General features: G+C 70.7%; 16 protein-coding genes. 1 reads left to right on the top strand and 15 read right to left on the bottom strand.

Going from position 1 to position 18,502, the window contains the following annotated elements; translation table 11 throughout:
* Positions 1-6: 6 nt before the first annotated feature.
* From ACQUQD_RS29850 to ACQUQD_RS29825, 6 genes are all read right to left on the bottom strand, one after another.
* A complete protein-coding gene (locus ACQUQD_RS29850) occupies positions 7-753 on the bottom strand; it encodes an SDR family oxidoreductase (protein ID WP_428955244.1) in 747 nt (248 codons plus the stop codon).
* Between the two features lie 41 nt (positions 754-794).
* The gene (locus tag ACQUQD_RS29845) at positions 795-2,381 is read right to left on the bottom strand and encodes a Na+/H+ antiporter (protein WP_428955243.1); all 1,587 of its coding nucleotides are present in this window, start codon (positions 2,379-2,381) and stop codon (positions 795-797) included.
* Between the two features lie 281 nt (positions 2,382-2,662).
* Positions 2,663-3,136: a GNAT family N-acetyltransferase gene (locus ACQUQD_RS29840; RefSeq protein WP_428955242.1), complete on the bottom strand. Its 474-nt coding sequence runs from the start codon at positions 3,134-3,136 to the stop codon at positions 2,663-2,665.
* Positions 3,133-4,074: an RluA family pseudouridine synthase gene (locus ACQUQD_RS29835; protein WP_353942043.1), complete on the bottom strand. Its 942-nt coding sequence runs from the start codon at positions 4,072-4,074 to the stop codon at positions 3,133-3,135. Before ACQUQD_RS29835 ends, ACQUQD_RS29840 begins: the two co-directional genes overlap by 4 nt.
* Positions 4,075-4,137: 63 nt before the next feature.
* Positions 4,138-4,743 (bottom strand): signal peptidase II, encoded by a 606-nt coding sequence (gene lspA, locus ACQUQD_RS29830; RefSeq protein WP_428955241.1) that lies wholly within the window; start codon positions 4,741-4,743, stop codon positions 4,138-4,140.
* Positions 4,744-4,815: 72 nt separating this feature from the next.
* Positions 4,816-5,886, bottom strand: coding sequence for a TraR/DksA family transcriptional regulator (locus ACQUQD_RS29825; RefSeq protein WP_428955240.1), 1,071 nt, complete (start codon positions 5,884-5,886; stop codon positions 4,816-4,818).
* Positions 5,887-6,492: 606 nt separating this feature from the next.
* Between ACQUQD_RS29825 and ileS the strand changes: the two genes are divergently transcribed.
* Positions 6,493-9,630 (top strand): isoleucine--tRNA ligase, encoded by a 3,138-nt coding sequence (ileS, locus tag ACQUQD_RS29820; RefSeq protein WP_428955239.1) that lies wholly within the window; start codon positions 6,493-6,495, stop codon positions 9,628-9,630.
* 183 nt (positions 9,631-9,813) lie between these two features.
* Here the strand turns inward: ileS and ACQUQD_RS29815 are convergent, their stop codons facing one another.
* From ACQUQD_RS29815 to ftsW, 9 genes are all read right to left on the bottom strand, one after another.
* Positions 9,814-10,995 (bottom strand): DivIVA domain-containing protein, encoded by a 1,182-nt coding sequence (locus ACQUQD_RS29815; protein WP_428955238.1) that lies wholly within the window; start codon positions 10,993-10,995, stop codon positions 9,814-9,816.
* Between the two features lie 46 nt (positions 10,996-11,041).
* Positions 11,042-11,326 (bottom strand): YggT family protein, encoded by a 285-nt coding sequence (locus ACQUQD_RS29810; RefSeq protein ID WP_188339419.1) that lies wholly within the window; start codon positions 11,324-11,326, stop codon positions 11,042-11,044.
* Positions 11,327-11,401: 75 nt separating this feature from the next.
* A complete protein-coding gene (locus ACQUQD_RS29805; protein WP_428955237.1) occupies positions 11,402-12,043 on the bottom strand; it encodes a cell division protein SepF in 642 nt (213 codons plus the stop codon).
* A 126-nt stretch (positions 12,044-12,169) separates the two neighbouring features.
* Positions 12,170-12,898: a YggS family pyridoxal phosphate-dependent enzyme gene (locus ACQUQD_RS29800; RefSeq protein WP_428955236.1), complete on the bottom strand. Its 729-nt coding sequence runs from the start codon at positions 12,896-12,898 to the stop codon at positions 12,170-12,172.
* Positions 12,899-12,904: 6 nt separating this feature from the next.
* Positions 12,905-13,645 (bottom strand): peptidoglycan editing factor PgeF, encoded by a 741-nt coding sequence (gene pgeF / locus ACQUQD_RS29795; RefSeq protein WP_428955235.1) that lies wholly within the window; start codon positions 13,643-13,645, stop codon positions 12,905-12,907.
* 31 nt (positions 13,646-13,676) lie between these two features.
* The gene (ftsZ, locus tag ACQUQD_RS29790) at positions 13,677-14,906 is read right to left on the bottom strand and encodes a cell division protein FtsZ (RefSeq protein WP_428955234.1); all 1,230 of its coding nucleotides are present in this window, start codon (positions 14,904-14,906) and stop codon (positions 13,677-13,679) included.
* Between the two features lie 288 nt (positions 14,907-15,194).
* Complete coding sequence (locus ACQUQD_RS29785; RefSeq protein WP_428955233.1) at positions 15,195-16,007, bottom strand: cell division protein FtsQ/DivIB; 813 nt, start codon at positions 16,005-16,007, stop codon at positions 15,195-15,197.
* A gap of 27 nt (positions 16,008-16,034) precedes the next feature.
* Positions 16,035-17,123: an undecaprenyldiphospho-muramoylpentapeptide beta-N-acetylglucosaminyltransferase gene (gene murG, locus ACQUQD_RS29780; protein WP_428955232.1), complete on the bottom strand. Its 1,089-nt coding sequence runs from the start codon at positions 17,121-17,123 to the stop codon at positions 16,035-16,037.
* A gap of 6 nt (positions 17,124-17,129) precedes the next feature.
* Positions 17,130-18,443: a putative lipid II flippase FtsW gene (gene ftsW, locus ACQUQD_RS29775; protein ID WP_428955231.1), complete on the bottom strand. Its 1,314-nt coding sequence runs from the start codon at positions 18,441-18,443 to the stop codon at positions 17,130-17,132.
* Between the last annotated feature and the right edge of the window lie 59 nt (positions 18,444-18,502).

Raw genomic sequence — 18,502 nt, 5'->3', positions numbered from 1 at the left:
GCGCGGTCAGCGCCCCAGCACCTCCCCGCCGTTGACCTGGACGATCTGCGCGGTGACATGACCGGCCCCCGGCGACGCGAGCCAGGTCAGGGTGGCGGCGACGTCGGCGGGCGCTCCGGCCCGCCCGGTCGGGATGGCGCCGACGCGGCGCCCGTACTCCTCCTCGGACATCTCGCGCCCGAAGAACTCGGTGTCCTCGATGTAGCCGGGCGCGACCGCGTTCACGGTGATGCCGCGCGGCCCGAGCGCCTTGGCCAGGTCGAAGGTGTACGGGTGCAGGGCCGCCTTGGCGCCGCCGTACGCGCCGGTGCCCGAGCCGCGCAGGGCGGCGATGGACGAGAGGAAGAGGACCCGGCCGCCGGGCGCGGCGAGGTGGTCCCGCAGGGCTTCGGTCAGCAGGACCGAAGTGAGCGTATTCACACGGAAGTTGGCGTCCCATTCGTGCGCGACGGCGTCGAGCGGATCGCCCCCGGCCGGGGCCCCCGGCTGCCGCCCGCCGAGTCCGCCGGCGCTGTGCACGAGCACGTCGACCGTGCCGTCGAACGCGTCGAGGGCGAAGTCGGCGGCGCCGCGCGCCCCTTGGACCGTGCTGAGATCGGCGGCGAACGTCAGCGCGCCCGGCACCCCGGCCTTCGCCAGGACGTCGGCCCGCCGCCCGACCAGCAGCACCCGGTCTCCCTCGGCGGCGAAGGCGTGGGCCGCGGCGAGCCCGATTCCCGTACCGCCACCGGTGATCATCACATTGCGTGCCATGGGCACGAGCCTAGGTCGTGGAGCGCGCTCGAGGTCGGGGATCAGCGCAGGCTTCGCACGTCCAGCTGCCGCAGCACCCGGTCGACGACCTCCGGATCGGCCCCGGGCTCGCTGCGCGCGGCCAGCACCTCGTGCCGCGCCGCCGACATCATCTCGCTCTGGATCCGCCGCACCCGCTTGATCCGGGCGAACCGCTTCGCCTGCGACTCGCGCCGTTCCTCCGCCCCCAGCTCCGGGTTGATGCGCAGCCCGATGTCGTAGGCGCGCCGCAGCATCTGCTCCTGGACCTCCTCCGGCAGCTCCTCGACCTCCTCGATCTCCTTGAGCCGTCGCTTGGCGGCCTTCGCGGCGCGCAGCGCGAGCGCCTTCTCGTACTCCTGCTCCGCCTCCGTGTCGGCGCGCACCTTCAGCTTCTTCACGAGCCACGGCAGGCTCAGCCCCTGGAGCACGAGGGTCGCCATGATGACCCCGAAGGCGATGAAGACGATCTCGTCCCGGTCCGGGAAGGGCGATCCGTCGTCCATGGTCAGCGGAATGGCGAGGGCCAGGGCCACGGAGGCCACACCGCGCATCCCCGACCACCACATGACGACGGTCTCCCGCCAGCTCACCGGGATCTCCTCGTCGACGTCGCGCCGGGCGTGCAGCCGCTGCGTCACCCAGGTCATCGGCAGCAGCCACAGCAGGCGTACGACGATGACGACGCCGACGACCGCGGCCGCCCAGCCGAGCATCTCGCCCCAGCGGCCCTGCGCGGTGCGCACGACGTTGTGCACCTCGAGGCCGATGAGCCCGAAGGCGACACCGGTGACGAGGGTGTCGACGACGTCCCAGAAGGCGCGGCCGGTCAGCCGGGTGAGCACGTCGTCGGCGTCGAAGGCGCGCTCGGCCAGGAACATGGCGACGGTCAGCACGGCGAGCACGCCCGAGCCGTGCAGTTCCTCGGCCATGACGTACGAGGCGTACGGCACCAGGAGCGTGAGGCCGATCTGGAGGGTGGCGTCGCCGAGATAGCCCATGAGCCGGTTGGCGGCCCAGCCGAGCGCGACACCGACCGCGACGGCGACGACGGCGGAGAGCACCAGTTCGAGCGCGGCCTGCGGCACGGAGAAACTGCCGCTGACGGCGGCGGCGATCGCGACGTGGTAGAGCACGATCGCGGTCACGTCGTTGAACAGGCCCTCGCCCTCCAGGATCGACACCATGCGGCGGGGCAGGCCGAGTTGGCCGGCGACGGCGGTCGCGGCGACCGGGTCGGGCGGCGCCACGAGCGCGCCGAGCGCGACGGCCGCGGCGAGCGGCAGGCCCGGCACGACCGCGTTGGCGACGAGGGCGACCGCGGCGGTGGTGACGAAGACGAGGGCGACGGCCAGCAGGAAGATGGGCCGCCGGTTCGCGGCGAACTGCCGCCAGGACGTGCGGTGCACGGCCGCGTAGAGGAGGGGCGGCAGGACGAGCGGCAGGATCAGGTCGGGGTCGATGTCGACGTTCGGAACGACGCGGATCAGGGCGAGGACGATGCCGAGCAGCGTCATCAGGACGGGCGCGGGCAGCTTGAGCCGGTCGCCGAGCGGCACGCTCAGGACGGCCCCGAGCAGCAGCACGAACAGCAGGGCCAATTGATCCACGGGTGCTCCGACCAGGCTCGACGATCAGGGACGTTCCGCCTCAAGAGTGCCACGCACATCCGGGCAAACCGCCCTCCGAGCGCCCCGCATCCTCCGATGTCCACGGCTTTCGTGACACCGGAACACCGGGCATCGGCGTCAGGCGTCGAGCGACGCCCCGGCCCTCTCGGACACCCGCCGCCCGAAGGGCCCCGACCCAACCGCAGCCCGGGGCAACGCCCTTGGTCACCCGGAGGGACGCGTCCCCTCGGGCACCCGCGCGCCGCGACGTATCGGTCGCGTCAGTCGAGCGGCTTCCGCATCGCCCGGTGCGGAATCCCGGCGTCCGGGAACTCGGGCCCGTACGCGACGTACCCGAGCCGCTCGTAGAACCCCAACGCATGCGTCTGCGCGTGCAGATCGACCGCGCGCAGCCCGCGCTCCCGGGCCGCTTCCTCGATGGCCCGCACCAGAACCGCGCCGATGCCCGAGCCCCGGGCGGCCTTCGCCACGGCCAGCCGGCCCAGCGCGCCGACGTCCACGGCGCCGCCGTTCTTCACCGCGGCGGCGTCGCCGGTCAGCAGTCGGCCCGCGCCGAGCGGAACCCCGTCCTCGCGCACGGCGAGCACATGCACGGCCCCGGCGTCGTACGCGTCGTACTCGAGCTCCTCGGGAACGCCCTGCTCGGTGACGAAGACGTCCCGGCGCACGGCGAAACAGGCCGCACGGTCCGCGTCGGCCTCGGCCACGCGGACGACATAGTCCCCGGCGCTCACGCGCTCTCCGCCCGGACCCGGTCGAGCGCGGTCTGCAGGTCATCCGGGTACTCGCTCGCGAACTCGACCCACTGCCCGTCGGAGGGGTGCTCGAACCCGAGGCGCACCGCGTGCAGCCACTGCCGCGTGATCCCGAGCCGCTTGGCGAGCGTCGGGTCGGCGCCGTACGTCAGGTCGCCGACGCAGGGGTGGCGGTGCGCGGACATGTGGACGCGGATCTGGTGGGTGCGGCCCGTCTCCAGCTTGATGTCCAGCAGGGAGGCGGCCCGGAACGCCTCGATGAGGTCGTAGTGCGTCACGGAGGGCTTGCCGTCCGCGGTCACGGCCCACTTGTAGTCATGGTTCGGATGCCGCCCGATCGGGGCGTCGATCGTGCCGCTCATCGGGTCGGGGTGGCCCTGCACGAGCGCGTGGTAGCGCTTGTCGGGCACGCGCTCCTTGAACTGCCGCTTCAGCGACGTGTACGCGCGCTCGGACTTGGCGACGACCATCAGCCCGGAGGTGCCGACGTCGAGGCGGTGCACGATGCCCTGGCGCTCGGCGGCACCGGACGTGGAGATCCGGTACCCGGCTGCGGCGAGCCCGCCGATGACGGTCGTCCCGGTCCAGCCGGGGCTCGGGTGGGCGGCGACCCCGACCGGCTTCACGATGACCACGATGTCGTCGTCGTCATGGACGATCTCCATGCCCTCGACGGGCTCGGCGACGATCTGCACCGGAGCGGGCGCCTGCGGCATCTCCACCTCCAGCCAGGCTCCGCCGTGCACGCGCTCGGACTTGCCCACGACCGAACCGTCGACCGTGACCTTCCCGGCGGCGGCCAGCTCGGCCGCCTTGGTGCGGGAGAAGCCGAACATGCGGGAGATGGCGGCGTCGACGCGCTCGCCCTCCAGGCCGTCGGGCACGGGCAGGGTTCGGATCTCGGGAATGGTGCTCACGCATCGAGTATGCAGGAGTGCACCGACAGCCCCGTACCGCAGCCCTGCCGCCAGGGCCCCGCCTCAGTCCTTGTGGACGGTCCCGTCGGGGTCGATCCCGCGGAAGGACAGCAGCACGATCAGGATGCCGCCGCAGACGATCGCGGAGTCGGCGAGGTTGAAGACCGGGTAGTTCTTCGGCGCGATGAAGTCGACGACGGCACCCTCGAAGACGCCCGGGGCGCGGAAGATCCTGTCGGTGAGGTTGCCGAGCGCCCCGCCGAGCAGCAGCCCGAGCGCGATCGCCCACGGCGTGCTGTAGAGCTTCCTCGCGAGCCGCGCGATGACGACGATCACCGCGGCGGCGATCACGGTGAAGATGATCGTGAAGGCCTCGCCGATGCCCCAGGCGGCCCCGGGGTTCCGGATCACCTCGAGCTGCAGCCAGTCACCCAGGATCCGGATCGAGTCGCGGTGCTCCAGCTTCGCGACCACCAGCAGCTTGCTGCCCAGGTCCAGGGCGTACGCCAGGGCGGCCACGACGAACAGCGCGGCGATGCGCCGCCTGCCCCTGGGCCGCTCGGCGACGATCTCCTCGGCCGGCGAATCGGCCCCGTCGGCCTTCTCCGGCTCCGCTGCCCCCGTGTCCGGGGAATCCGGCGTACCGATGATGCGCTCCGCCTCTGCCACGTGAGTCCCTCAACCTAGGTACCTGACTGAGGACGAGAGTACGGCACACCCAGGGGGCGTCACGGGGACGGTTCAGTAACGACGCTCCTGCTTCTGCTTGCACTCCACACAGAGGGTCGCCCGGGGAAAGGCCTGCATACGCGCCTTGCCGATGGGGTTCCCGCAGTTCTCGCAGAGTCCGTACGTGCCGGCGTCCAGCCGCTCCAGGGCCCGCTCGGTCTGCAGCAGCATCTCCCGGGCGTTGGCGGCCAGCGACATCTCGTGCTCGCGCGTGATGTTCTTCGTGCCGGTGTCGGCGTCGTCGTCCCCGGCCCCGTCCCCGGAGTCCCGCATCAGACCGGCGAGCCCCTCCTCGGACGCCTCGATCTCGCTCCCGAGCCGCAGCGCCTCGCTCTGCAGCTCGGCACGCGCCTCCTCGACCTCGTCCGGGGTCCAGGGTTCCTCGCCGGGCCGGACGGCCAGCTCGCCGGGCTCGGCGGCGGACAAACGCGCCTTGGGGACCGCGCCGGGCTTCTTCGCCGCCGTGGCCGTGCCCTGAGTCTTCTTCGCAACCACTGTCGTGGCTCCCGTCGTCTTCGCGGCCTCGGCCGCGTCCTCGGCCGCGGAGGCGACCGCCTTCTTCACCGCGCCCTTGCGTCCGGCGGACCGCTGTGCGACGCCGCCCTCGGTGGCATCGGCACCGTCCGTGCCCTGCGCCTCTGCCGCGCCCTGTGCGGCATCCGCCTTCTTGGCCGTACCGGCCGCCTTCTTGGTCGTACGCTTCCCCGCCGCGGCCTTCCCGGCACGCGCGGCCGTGCTGTCGCCCTCCCCGGAAGCGGCGGCGCTCTTGCTCGCCGCCTTCTTGGCCGTCCGTTTCGTGGCCGGTTTCGCGGCGCCCTTGTCTGCCCCGCCCGCAGGCCCGGCCGTCTGCTCCTCGGGCACCGGCTCCTCGGCCGGGCGGACCGCGGCCTTCTTGGTGGTGCTTTTCGTCGCCTTCTTGGCAGCGCCGCCCGTCGCCGTGGCTTTCTTGCCGGCTGCGCTCTTCTTGCCGCCCACGTCCTTGCCGGCGGCTCCGCCGGAGGCTCGGGCCGCCCCGCCGGAGGCACCCGCGCCCGTGGATCTGCCGGACGCCGACTGCTGAACGGCGGTCTTTTTCGCCACCATGGCCGCGGCCCCTTCACAAATTGTGATCTTGCTCGCGAATCGTGCTGGGACGATAAATCGACTTCAGGCCCGCGGCAACGGGGCGCACACTCCGATCCGGCCGCCCGGAGGCCCCCGCGGGACGAATCTGCAAGCGTTGTGCCCAGCTCCCCGGCCGGTAATCCGCCCGTTCCGGGCGTCCCGGGCGGCCGTCCGGGATCGGACACCGGACGTATCGCCATTCGGGTCACTGCGCGCAGCCGTCCGCCGCCCCCGCGGACCCCCGCGAAAAGCGGTCGGCCGCCCCCTGGCGGGCGCCGTACACTGGGCGGAGCGAGAAGCGTGGATGGGGCCGAGTAGCGGCGTACGCAGCCAAGAGCGATCCGGGGACGGTGGAAGCCCGGAGGCGAGCGCGACGCGAAGATCACCCCGGAGCCGCCGGAAGAACACCGCAGTGCGTGCGCAGCGGCCAGTAGACCCGGCATCGCGACCCCAATGAGGGGGCTCACCGGAGCACATCACGCGCCGGAGGGCCAAGGAGGGTGGTACCGCGGGAGCGCGCCGCACACGGCGCAGCAGCCTCTCGTCCCTCCGACGGAAGGAAGCACGTCCGCCGGAGGAAGACTGATGACGCAGTACCGCCAGGTGCCCGCCCAGGTCGACCTGCCCGCCGTCGAGCACGCGGTGCTCGACTTCTGGCGCGAGCAGAAGATCTTCGCCAAGACCCTGGAGCAGTCCGAGGGACGCCCTGAGTGGGTGTTCTACGAGGGCCCGCCCACGGCCAACGGCATGCCGGGCGCCCACCACATCGAGGCCCGCGTCTTCAAGGACGTCTTCCCCCGCTTCCGCACCATGCGCGGCTACCACGTGGCCCGTAAGGCGGGCTGGGACTGCCACGGCCTCCCGGTGGAGCTGGCGGTCGAGAAGGAGCTCGGCTTCAGCGGCAAGAAGGACATCGAGGCGTACGGCATCGCCGAGTTCAACGCCAAGTGCCGCGAGTCCGTGCTGCGGCACACCGACGCCTTCGCCGCGCTGACGACCCGCATGGGGTACTGGACCGACCTCGACGACCCGTACGTCACGATGGACCCCGAGTACATCGAGTCGGTCTGGTGGTCGCTGAAGGAGATCTTCAACAAGGGCCTGCTGGTCCAGGACCACCGCGTGGCCCCCTGGTGCCCGCGCTGCGGCACCGGCCTCTCCGACCACGAGCTGGCGCAGGGCTACGAGACGGTCGTCGACCCCTCGGTCTATGTCCGTTTCCCGCTCACCTCCGGTCCGCTGGCGGGCCAGGCGTCGCTCCTGGTGTGGACGACGACGCCGTGGACCCTGGTCTCGAACACGGCGGTCGCCGCGCACCCCGAGGTCCGCTACGTCGTCGCGACGAACGGCGAGGAGAAGCTGGTCGTCGCCGAGCCGCTCGTCGAGAAGTCGCTCGGCGAGGGCTGGGAGACGACCGGCGAGTCCTTCACCGGCGCCGAGATGGAGCGCTGGAAGTACCAACGCCCGTTCGAGCTCGTGGAGTTCCCGGCCAAGGCGCACTACGTCGTGAACGCCGAGTACGTCACGACCGAGGACGGCACCGGTCTCGTCCACCAGTCCCCCGCCTTCGGTGAGGACGACCTCAAGGTCTGCCGCGCGTACGGGCTGCCGATGGTGAACCCCGTCCGCCAGGACGGCACCTTCGAGGAGAGCGTCCCGCTGGTCGGCGGCGTCTTCTTCAAGAAGGCGGACGAGGCGCTCACCGAGGACCTCGGCGCCCGCGGCCTCCTCTTCAAGCACATCCCGTACGAGCACAGCTACCCGCACTGCTGGCGCTGCCACACGGCGCTGCTGTACTACGCGCAGCCGTCCTGGTACATCCGCACCACGGCCGTCAAGGACCGCCTCCTCCAGGAGAACGAGAAGACCAACTGGTTCCCGGAGACCGTCAAGAACGGCCGCTTCGGCGACTGGCTGCAGAACAACATCGACTGGGCGCTCTCCCGCAACCGCTACTGGGGCACCCCGCTGCCCATCTGGCGCTGCGCGGAGGACCACCTCACCTGCGTGGGTTCCCGCGAGGAGCTGTCGCGGCTGACGGGCACGGACCAGTCCTCGCTCGACCCGCACCGCCCGTTCATCGACGACGTCACCTTCACCTGCACCCACGAGGGCTGCACGGAGACGGCGACGCGCGTGCCGGAGGTCATCGACGCCTGGTACGACTCGGGTTCGATGCCGTTCGCGCAGTGGGGCTACCCGTACAAGAACAAGGAACTCTTCGAGTCCCGCTACCCCGCGCAGTTCATCTCCGAGGCCATCGACCAGACCCGCGGCTGGTTCTACACGCTGATGGCCGTCGGCACGCTGGTCTTCGACAAGTCGTCGTACGAGAACGTGGTGTGCCTGGGCCACATCCTGGCCGAGGACGGCCGCAAGATGTCCAAGCACCTGGGCAACACCCTGGACCCGATCCCGCTGATGGACCGGCACGGCGCGGACGCGGTGCGCTGGTTCATGGCGGCCGGCGGCTCCCCCTGGGCGGCCCGCCGCGTCGGCCACGGCACCATCCAGGAGGTCGTCCGCAAGACGCTCCTCACGTACTGGAACACGGTCGCCTTCCAGGCCCTGTACGCCCGCACGTCGGGCTGGGCGCCCAGCGAGGCGGACCCGGCCCCGGCCGAGCGCACCGTCCTGGACCGCTGGCTGCTGTCCGAGCTGCACCAGCTCACGGACGAGGTCACCAAGTCCCTCGAGGCGTACGACACCCAGCGCGCCGGCAAGCTCCTGTCGGCGTTCGTCGACGACCTGTCGAACTGGTACGTGCGCCGCTCGCGCCGCCGCTTCTGGCAGGGCGACAAGGCCGCGCTGCGCACCCTGCACGACGTGGTGGCGACGGTCACGCAGCTGATGGCGCCGCTCACGCCGTTCATCACGGAGCGGGTGTGGCAGGACCTGGTCGTGCCGGTCACCGCGGACGTGCCGGAGTCGGTGCACCTGTCGTCGTGGCCCGAGGCCGACCGGTCGGCGATCGACCCGACCCTGTCGACGCAGATGGACCTGGTCCGCCGCCTCGTGGAGCTGGGCCGCGCCACGCGCGCGGAGTCCGGTGTCAAGACCCGTCAGCCGCTCTCGCGCGCGCTGGTCGCCGCGTCCGGCTTCGACGCGCTCTCCCCCGAGCTGCACGCGCAGATCACGGAGGAGCTGAACGTCACGTCCCTGGCCTCGCTCTCGGAGGTCGGCGGCTCGCTGGTCGACACGACGGCCAAGGCGAACTTCCGGGCGCTCGGCAAGCGGTTCGGCAAGCGCGTCCAGGACGTCGCCAAGGCCGTCGCGGGCGCCGACGCCGCCGCGCTGTCCCTGGCGCTGCGCGAGGGCACGGCCACGGTCGAGGTCGACGGCGAGACCGTCAGCCTCGCCCCCGACGAGGTCATCATCACGGAGACCCCGCGCGAGGGCTGGTCGGTGGCCTCCGACTCCGGCGCGACCGTGGCCCTGGACCTGGAGCTCACCGAGGAGCTGCGGCAGGCGGGCCTGGCCCGTGACGCGATCCGCCTGATCCAGGAGGCCCGCAAGAACAGCGGCCTGGACGTGGCGGACCGGATCGCCCTGCGCTGGACCTCCACGGACCCGGCGGTGATCTCGGCCCTGTCCGAGCACTCCGGCCTGATCGCCGACGAGGTCCTGGCGACGGACTTCGCCCAGGGCGAGGCGGACGACACGTACGGGGACCCGTTCACGGACGAGGGCCTGAGCCTGACGTTCCGCCTGCGCAAGGCGTAACACCCGGCACCCCCGAAGGGCCGGCACCGCCAGAGCTGATCTGGCGGGACCGGCCCTTCGCCGTACGCCCGGCACCGCCGGTTCACAGCGGCCGCGAAAAGGCCCTGGCCCGGATCGCAGAAACGATCCGGGCCAGGGCCTGAATGAACGCCGACGCCTTTTCTCAGGCGCTACAGGGCGCCCCTAGTTGTCGTCCTCGTCGATGAGGAACCCGCGCATCGGCGACGGGGCCTGCTGCATCGGCTGCGGCGCCTGCGGCCGCACCGGTGCCATCGGCTGCGTCATGGCGGGCGACATCTGCTGCTGGCCACCGCCGTACGACGGACCGCCGGCCTGCTGGTTGCCACCCATGCCCTGGTTGCCGCCGTAGGACGGCGCACCCGCACCGGCCGGAGCCATCGAAGGCGCCGGGGACGGCGGCAGGGACGCGGTCGCCGGGGTACGCGGCGGGGCCAGCGAGTCGTCGGCCTGGGTCTCCAGCTGACGCAGCTGCGACTCCAGGTAGGACTTCAGACGCGTGCGGTACTCGCGCTCGAAGCCGCGCAGGTCCTCGACCTTGCGCTCCAGCGTGGCGCGGGCGGACTCCAGGGAGCCCATCGCGACACGGTGCTTCTCCTGCGCGTCCCGCTCCAGGGCGTCGGCCTTGGCACGGGCGTCACGCTCGAGGCCCTCGGCGCGGCTGCGGGCCTCGCCGACGATCTTGTTGGCCTCGGAGCGGGCCTCGGCGATCGCCTGGTCGGCGGTCTGCTGGGCCAGCGAGAGGACACGGGCGGCGCTGTCGCCACCGGGACCCTGACCGGGCTGCGGCATCTGCGGACCACCGTGGCCGCCCATGGGACCGCCCATGGGACCGCCCAGCTGGCCCTGACCCATCGGGCCCGGACCCTGGCCCATCGGACCCTGACCCATCGGGCCCTGGCCCATCGGACCGGGACCCTGCGGGCCGGGTCCCTGCGGACCGTGGCCACTGGGACCGGCCGGAAGCTGCGGGGCACCGCTCGGCAGCTGCGGCGGACCGCCCATGGGGCCGCCCATCTGCTGCGGCGGGCCCGATATGCCGGCGGGCACGGGGGCGCCCGGACCGCGCATGCCCTGCGGGGGACCCTGCTGGTCCTGCGGACCCCCCTGGCCCTCGGGGCCACCGGGGCCGGGCCCCTTGCGCATGCCGCCCTGCTGCTGGTTCTGCGCGGCGGCACGGGTGGCTGCGGCGAGCTTCGCGCGCAGGTCCTCGTTCTCACGAAGGAGACGGGTCAGTTCGGCTTCGACCTCATCGAGGAAGGCATCGACCTCGTCCTCGTCATAGCCTTCTCGGAGGCGGACGGTCGTGAACTGCTTGTTCCGCACGTCCTCGGGGGTCAACGGCATCTCTTCACCTCAACGTTGTCGTCGGCATTCGGCAAGACCGTATCGTTCACAGCCGGCTCACGACGGAGATCAGGATGTAGACGATGATCATCAGTACGAAGAAGGACAGGTCGAGCGCCACGCCCCCGAGACGCAGCGGCGGGATGAACCGCCGCAGAAGCTTGAGCGGTGGATCAGTGACAGTGTAGGTGGCCTCAAGAACGACCACCATCGCCTTGCCGGGTTGCCACGAGCGGGCGAACTGGAAGACATAGTCCATGACCAGCCGGAAGATCAGCACGATGAGGAAACACATCAGCGCGATGTAGACCACATCCAAAACCACGCCCATGTCGGCGGTTCCCTCTCCCCTGTGTCTCGTGCCTCGTGACTAGTACTTGGCTAGTCGTCGAACTAGTACTGCGTCTCAGCTCTGGTTGAAGAACCCGCCCTCTGCGATGCGGGCCTTGTCCTCCGCCGTGACATCGACGTTAGCAGGAGACAACAGGAACACCTTCTGGGTCACCCGCTCAATGCTCCCGTGAAGACCGAAGACGAGACCGGCGGCAAAGTCGACAAGTCGCTTCGCATCGGTGTCGTCCATCTCCGTCAGATTCATGATCACCGGAGTGCCCTCGCGGAAGTGTTCCCCGATGGTACGGGCCTCGTTGTAGGTCCGGGGGTGCAGTGTGGTGATGCGGTACGGCTCCCGCTCGGACACGACCTTGGGCATGATCACCGGTGCGTTCTTCTCCAGGCTCTGACGTTCAGGTGTGATGGATGCCACGGGGGCGATTCGCGCCGGACGTCCGGATTCAGCGGCGAGCGAAGCGGGCTGGCGCACCGGCTCCCGCTGTGCGGGCGGCTGCACCACTCGTACCGATTCGTCCGTTTCTACCGCACGGGAACCATGTGACTGATGCGACGGTTCGTGCCGCCGCCGGTCACGCTCGGGCTCCGGGTCGAGCTCGGGTTCGAAGTCGTCGTCGGGGTCGAACCCCCGGCCGTCGTACCCATCGTCCTCCACGAGGCCGAGGTAGACCGCCATCTTGCGCATCGCGCCGGCCATGCTCTGAGTCCTCCGCTCTGTGGTGGATCGGCTGACGTCAACCAAAGTGCCCGCGATCCACGTGATCTCCCCGCCCATCAGCGAGAATGACCATATTTTCGGCTGTGGTCCGACTTCTTGGCGACGTTACCCGAGCCTGGGTCGGACTCCGAGTACCGCAGTACCGACGCGCACATGTGTCGCTCCGGCCGCCACGGCCTGCTCGAGGTCCGAACTCATCCCTGCCGAGACCATGTTCGCAGCCGGATGGGCCGCGCGCAGGGCAGTCGACAAATCCATGAGGCGCTCGAACGCCGCCTGTTGCCGCCCCGCGTAGGCCCCGGTGAGCGGCGCGACGGTCATCAGTCCGTCGAGCCGCAGCCCCGGAGCCTCGGCCACGCGTGCGGCCAACTCCTCCACCCCACCTGTCCCTACGCCCCCGCGCTCACCCCGGCCGTCGTCGTCCGCGTCGAGCGCGACCTGGATCAGACAGCCCAGCTCGCGCTCGGCCCGCACGGCCTCCTTGGACAGCGCCGTGACGAGCTTCGCCCGGTCCACGGACTGCACCAGATCGGCATAACTCACCACGGAGCGGACCTTGTTGGTCTGCAACTGACCGACGAAGTGCCAGGTGAGCGGCAGGTCCGCGCAGTCCGCCGCCTTGGGCGCGGCATCCTGGTCGCGGTTCTCCGCCACGTGCCGCACACCGAGCTCGGACAGGATCCGGACGTCGCTCGCGGGATAGGTCTTGGTGACCACGATCAGGGTCACGTCCTCGCGCTTGCGGCCGGCCGCGGCACACGCGGCGGAGATACGTTCCTCCACCCCAGCCAGGTTCGCGGTGAGTTCTTCCTTACGTCCCTGAAGGTCCGTCATGTCGTATCAGTCCAGCCAGACATAGCCCGCGAGCCGGCCGGTGACCTTGTCGCGTCGGTACGAGAAGTGGTCGTGCGACTCCAGCGTGCACACCGGCGACTGCTCCCGGTCGCGCACCCCGAGCCGCTCAAGTTGCGCGTGCACACCGGCGGTCACATCGACGGCCGGAGTGCCCCAACTGGTCTCGGCGTACGCCGCGGGCTCCACCGCGGCGACCTCGGCCCGCATCTGCTCCGGCACTTCGTAGCAGCGCCCGCAGACCGCGGGCCCGGTGCGGGCCACGATCCGGGCGGGATCCGCGCCGAGCTTCACCATCGCCTGCACGGCGGCGGGCACGACCCCGGCGATCATGCCGGGACGTCCCGCGTGTGCGGCGGCAACGACACCGGCGACCGGGTCCGCAAGGAGCACGGGGGTGCAGTCGGCGGTCAGCACGGCGAGGGGGAGCCGGCGCCGGGTGGTGACGATGGCGTCGACATGCGGAACGTCGGCGTCCGTGGCCCAGGGCCCGTCCACCACCGCAACGTCGGGTCCGTGCACCTGGTTCATCCAGACGACCCGGGTCGGTTCGAGGCCGAGCCCCTCGGCGGCCAGCTCCCGGTTGCGCAGTACGGCCTCGCGGTCGTCGCCGACCGCCCCGCCGAGATTGAGCTCCTCGTACGGAGCGGCGCTCACCCCGCCCCACCGGTCGGTGAAGGCGAAGTGCGCGCCACTCGTAGAGGTCACAGCGTCACGCTGTCCTATCACTGCCGTGAAGTTCCCATCGGGCTCAGGAACGTCACTTCAGGAAGTCCGGGACGTCCAGCTCCTCGGCCTGGCTGTCCGGGTAGGACGGCCGCGGGACGTGGGGCGGGTTGACCGGGGCGACGGGCGTCTCGTTCACCGGCGCGGGCGCCTCGACCGGCTCCGGGGACTTCTGCTCCTCGCGCGGCGTGACGCTGCCGAGGCTGCCGAAGGTCGGCCGCGAGGGCTCGGGGGCCGGCGCCGGACGGGAGGCCGGTGCCTGTTCCTCGCGCTTGGCGGACGACGAGCCGATGACGTTCTCCCGCTTCGCCGGCGGCTGTCCGCCGTCGAAGCCGGCGGCGATGACGGTGACCCGCACCTCGTCGCCCAGCGCATCGTCGATGACGGCGCCGAAGATGATGTTCGCCTCGGGGTGCGCGGCCTCGCTGACCAGTTGCGCGGCCTCGTTGATCTCGAAGAGACCGAGGTCCGAGCCACCGGAGATGGAGAGCAGCACACCGCGGGCACCGTCGATGGACGCCTCCAGGAGCGGCGAGGAGATCGCCATCTCCGCTGCGGCCACCGCGCGGTCGTCGCCGCGGGCCGAGCCGATGCCCATGAGGGCCGAACCGGCCTCGGACATCACGGACTTGACGTCGGCGAAGTCGAGGTTGATCAGGCCGGGCGTGGTGATGAGGTCGGTGATGCCCTGGACACCGGAGAGCAGGACCTGGTCCGCCGACTTGAAGGCGTCGAGGACCGAGACCTGGCGGTCCGAGATGGACAGGAGCCGGTCGTTCGGGATGACGATGAGGGTGTCGACCTCTTCGCGGAGCTCGGCGATGCCGTCCTCCGCCTGATTGGCCCGGCGACGCCCCTCGAAGGTGAACGGCCGCGTGACCACGCCGATCGTCAGGGCGCCCAGCGAGCGGGCGATGTTGGCCACGACGGGTGCGCCGCCGGTGCCGGTGCCGCCGCCTTCACCGGCGGTGACGAAGACCATGTCGGCCCCCTTGAGGACCTCCTCGATCTCCTCGCGGTGGTCCTCGGCCGCCTTGCGCCCGACTGCCGGATTGGCTCCGGCGCCGAGGCCGCGGGTGAGTTCACGGCCGACGTCGAGCTTGACGTCCGCGTCGCTCATCAACAGGGCTTGCGCGTCGGTGTTGATGGCGATGAACTCGACGCCCTTGAGACCGACCTCGATCATCCGGTTGATGGCATTGACACCACCGCCGCCGACACCGATGACTTTGATGACTGCGAGGTAGTTCTGCGGTGCTGCCACGTCGAAGGCCTCTCGCCTCGAGTTACGTGTCGCCGCCTCGCGTTCTACCGATGCGACGACTGATGTCGAATGGGGACGGTCCGGACTACTAGTCGACTGCCGACCCGAACCCTAACGCTGAAGTTTAGGGTTACCAGTGTGTCTGTTCCCTGGACTCTTCCGAACCTGACACTAAGTCGACAAGTGGCGCCCGTTCAACGAACACGCCGAACCTCCCGTTTTTCTTTTCACCCTATGTGATCAGCCGTAGCGCTGCCCAACCAGGGTGCTGGCCTGCGCTGATGTGCGTCAACTCCCTGATGACGCAGGCGCGGTGGGAACACTCACGTCGAAGTGCCGGGCCTTGGGGGCGGCTTTCATGAGGGCACCGAGTACACGCGCCTTCGTATCCCCCTTCTCGGCACTTCCCCATACGACCGCGCGCCCGCCGGTGAGCTCCAGCGAGATGTCGTCGTACGAACGGACCTTGACGGCACGGGTGTCGCGCGCGACCGCCTTCGGGAGCCGGCCCGCCACCCGGACCGCTTCACGCACCAGCCGGTCCGGCCCGAAGCGTCGCAGACTCGCCGCCGCGCCCGTCCGATCCGGCGTCAATTCCAGCCGGGGAACGCCCTTCAAGGGCTTGTCGACCGTCGCGAAACGAACGCCTTCGCGGTCCACTTCGACGAACTTGCCCGCATTTCCGCTGTCTTCGACAATCAGAACCGGCTTGCGTTCCGCCACTTTCAGCCCGATTCCGTGCGGCCAGGAACGCACGACGTCGACCGAGTCGATTCGCGGCAATGTGCGGCGCAGTCGGTCCTCAATGGCGTCCGTGTCGACGGAGATCAGCGGAGCGCCGACCGGTACCGCCGCGGCCTCGCGCAGCTCCGCGGGCGTGAGGACGTCCGTCCCCGCGGTCGTGACGCGCTCGACGCGCAGCCACTGCGATCCGTACAGGAGCCAGGTGCCGCCCGCCCCGATCAGGACGAGCAGCACTCCGGTCACGACAAGGGCCCGGACGCTCGGCCTCCGCAACCGGCGAAGAGGAGGGGGCGGGCCGGATTCGGACGCCTCGGCTTCGTCTCGTTCGCCGCGGTCCGCGGTGGTCGGTCCGGCCACGCTCCCCTGCCTTCGTGTCGTACGCGCCTAGCGGCGTGAGTTGATCGCCTCGTACACCATCCCGACGAGCAGGTCGTCGGCGTCCCGGCGGCCGAACTCGGAGGCGGCGCGGGACATCTCGTACAGCCGGTGCGGGTCGGCGAGCACGGGCAGGACGTTGCCCTGGACCCACTCGGGGGTCAGCTCCGCGTCGTCGACCAGCAGGCCGCCGCCGGCCTTGACCACCGGCTGGGCGTTGAGCCGCTGTTCGCCGTTGCCGATAGGCAGCGGGACGTAGGCGGCCGGGAGCCCGACGGCGGAGAGTTCGGCGACGGTCATCGCGCCCGCGCGGCAGAGCATCATGTCGGCCGCGGCGTACGCGAGGTCCATCCGGTCCACGTACGGTACCGGGATGTACGGGGGCATTCCCGGCATCTGCTGAACCTGCGGCAGTTCGTTCTTCGGGCCGACCACGTGCAGGATCTGGATGCCGGACTGCTGGAGCAGCGGCGCGACGCGCGTGACGACCTCGTTCAGGTGGCGGGCGCCCTGCGAGCCGCCGGAGACCAGCAGCGTCGGCAGGTTCGGGTCCAGGCCGAACGCGGCGCGGGCCTCGGGGCGCACCGCGGCCCGGTCCAGCATGGCGATGGTGCGGCGCAGCGGGATGCCGATGTAGCGGGCGTCCCGCAACTTGCTGTCCGGGGTGGAGACGGCGACCCCGGCCGCGTACCGCGAACCGATCTTGTTGGCGAGGCCCGGCCGGGCGTTCGCCTCGTGCACGACGATCGGCACGCCGAGGCGCTTGGCGGCCAAGTAGCCGGGCAGGGCGACATATCCGCCGAAGCCGACGACGGCGTCCGCCTTCGTGCGCTCCAGGATCTGCTCGGCGGCCTTGATGGTGCCGCGCAGCCGTCCCGGCACGGTGATCAGTTCAGGGGTGGGCTTGCGCGGCAGCGGTACGGCGGGGATCAGCGCCAGGTCGTAGCCGCGCTCCGGGACGAGACGGGTCTCCAGGCCGCGCTCCGTGCCGAGCGCCGTGATCCCCACGGTCGGGTCCTGCCTGCGCAGGGCGTCAGCGAGGGCGAGCGCCGGCTCGATGTGGCCGGCGGTCCCCCCACCGGCGAGTACGACATGCACCGAAATTCACCGCTCTCCGGACGTACGCGCCGTGGCGCGCCGTCGCATCGTGTTCCATCTCATCCGTGGCTGCCGCATGGCGAGGGCCGCCCGAGCCGCCGGTTCGTCCCGCGCGAACGCGATCAGAAGTCCCACGGCGAACATGGTCGGCAGCAGCGCCGACCCCCCGTACGAGAACAGCGGGAGCGGAACTCCGGCGATCGGCAGCAGGCCGAGCACCGCGCCGATGTTGACCACGGCCTGCGCCGTGATCCACGTCGTCACCCCTCCCGCGGCGTATCGAACGAAGGGGTCCTCCGTGCGTCCGGCCACGCGGATACCCGCATAGCCTAGAGCCGCGAACAGGGCGAGCACCGACAGCGTCCCCGCCAGGCCCAGTTCCTCACCGGTGATGGCAAAGATGAAGTCGGTGTGCGCTTCGGGAAGTTGACCCCATTTTTCCACACTCGCGCCCAGGCCGGAACCGAAGAATCCGCCGGACGCGAGGGCGTAGATCCCGTGCAGCCCCTGCCAGCACATGTCGTCGGGTCCCGCGTCGGCGCGGCCCAGGCACGCGAGCCGCGCCATCCGGTTCGGGCTGGTCTTGATGAGCATGACGCCGATCGCGCCGGCCACGGACAGCACGCCCACGAACAGCCGTGTGGGGGCGCCGGCCAGCCACAACAGGCCGAAGAGGATGGCGGTCAGCAGGATCGCCGTGCCCATGTCGCCGCCGAGCATGATCAGGCCGAGCAGCAGGAAGGCCATCGGGACCAGCGGCACCAGCATGTGCTTCCACTGGGTCAGCAGCCGCTTGTCGTGCTTGCGCGCCAGCAGGTCGGCGCCCCACAGGATCAGCGCCAGCTTCCCGAACTCACTGGGCTGCAGCATGAACGGGCCGCCGAGCGAGATCCAGTTCTGGTTGCCGTTGATCGACACTCCTATCCCCGGCACCTGGACGAGGACCATCAGAAAGACGCTGACGGCGAGGATCGGGTACGCGAGCGCGCGGTGCAGCTTCACCGGCATCCGCATCGCGAGCACGAGCAGGATCGAGCCGATGACGGCCGCGACGAACTGCTTGCGGAAGAAGTACGAGCTGGAGAGCCCCATCTGCAGGGCCGTGATCATCGAGGCCGAGTACACCATCACCAGGCCGAGGCCCGTGATGAGCAGGGCGGACCCGAGGATCAGGTAGTACGCGGTGAGCGGCCGGTCCCAGGCACGGCGGGCCTGCGTGTACAGGCGGCGTACGGGATTGGCGCGCGCCCGGTAGACACGGCTGGTCTTTCTCGGCGGGGCCGAGGGGCGTTTGGTGGTGCGGGCGCTGCTACCGGCCATTGCCGCTCCCCCACGGTGAGCCGTACGGCTGTACCTGCTGCGCTGCCACGTTCCCCTCC

This window comes from Streptomyces sp. cg35 (genome assembly GCF_050410835.1).
GTDB lineage: Bacteria > Actinomycetota > Actinomycetes > Streptomycetales > Streptomycetaceae > Streptomyces.
Note: the sequence above shows the minus strand (reverse complement) of the source record. Positions and strands in the feature narration are given on the sequence as shown.